At 33.3% G+C, this 1,620-nt stretch carries 1 protein-coding gene; it reads left to right on the top strand.

What is annotated here, in order from left to right; all coding sequences use genetic code 11:
• The first annotated feature begins 149 nt into the window (after window positions 1-149).
• The gene (locus ACX6CF_RS25290) at window positions 150-1,463 is read left to right on the top strand and encodes an IS4 family transposase (RefSeq protein ID WP_458788164.1); all 1,314 of its coding nucleotides are present in this window, start codon (window positions 150-152) and stop codon (window positions 1,461-1,463) included.
• Window positions 1,464-1,620: the final 157 nt, after the last annotated feature.

Raw genomic sequence — 1,620 nt, forward strand, 5'->3', positions numbered from 1 at the left:
CAATGTCATTAAGTTAAGAAAAGTATAAAGAGTTTTGTTCTGGAAATAGAACAAGGCTCTTTTTTCTGCAACAATTTAAAAAACACTTGACAAATCATCACAAAAATGTGGCGAAGCCTCTTGAATATACGTATTTCAAGGAGGTTTTTATGAACGAATATGCTGATTTTGTTAAGAAAAATTTAGTATCATTATTAGATGAAATGGGTGCAACTCCGTGGTTGTTTGTCAAAATGCCGGCTGCAGATTTTACCCGAAAACGCAAGTTAGACTTTAAAGAGATGTTACGAATTATACTTTCTATGGGCGGTAATAGTCTGAATTTAGAACTTATGAAATATTTCTCTTACAATTCCGATGTTGCTACATGTTCCGCATTTGTCCAACAGCGTAGTAAGATTCTTCCAGAAGCTTTTGAGTTTATATTTCATGAGTTTACATCATCTCTCATCAATCCCAGTCTTTTTCATGGTTACCGATTGCTGGCTGTTGATGGTTCTGATTTTTGTACTGCACAAAACCCAAATGAACTTGAAAATCATTTCTCCAATACTTCTAATGCTAAAGGTTATAACCTGCTACACTTGAATGCTATGTATGATGTATGTAATCGTATTTATGTGGATTCAATTATGCAACAGGGAAGAAAAGAAGATGAATATAAAGCGCTTATAGATATGGTTGATCGATCAAAAATTAAAGAAAAGGCGATTGTAACCGCCGATCGAGGATATGAGAGCTATAATGTCTTAGAGCACATAGCTAAAAAGGGTTGGAATTATGTTGTTCGTGTCAAAGACATTAACAGTAATGGGATTGTATCCGGACTCACTCTTCCGAAACAGAGGTCTTTTGACATTGATTATGAATTTTTATTGACTCGACGTCAAACTAATTTTATTAAAAGTCATCCTAAAACATATAAATTCATGCCGACTAATCAAAAATTCGATTATCTTCCTATAGGAAGCAAAGAAACATATCCGATGAGTTTTAGAATTGTGCGTTTCCCTTTAACAGAAGATACTTATGAAGTAATCCTCACCAATCTTGATAGGGTTGATTTCCCACCAGAAATAATTAAAGGAATTTATCACATGCGATGGGGAATTGAAACCTCATTCAGAGAGCTGAAATATGCTATTGGATTAATTAATTTTCATTCAAAAAAGGCGGAGTATATCATTCAGGAAATATTCGCAAAGCTGACAATGTACAACTTCTGTGAAGTAATAGCAACGCATGTTATTATTCATCAGAAAGACAGAAAATATACGTATCAGTTAAATTTTACTGTAGCAATTAATGTTTGTCTATACTATTTCACATGCAGAGATGATATACCGCCACCTAATGTTGAAGCACTTATTCAAAAGAATATATTACCTGTAAGACCTGGACGAAAAGACCCTCGAAAAGTCAAGACCAAGTCTACAGTAAGCTTCCTTTATAGAGTAGCATAAATTGTTGCAATCTTGAACTTTTTTTCTGAGAAAGATACTCAGTTTAATTTGTGTGCAAAAAAATATTAATCTAATAAGAAAGAGCAACTGAAAGTGTTAATAGTTTCAGTTGCTCTAATTCTTTTTTCATTATCAATGCCTTAACTTAATGACATTG

The sequence above is a fragment of the Vallitalea sediminicola genome, assembly GCF_054408565.1.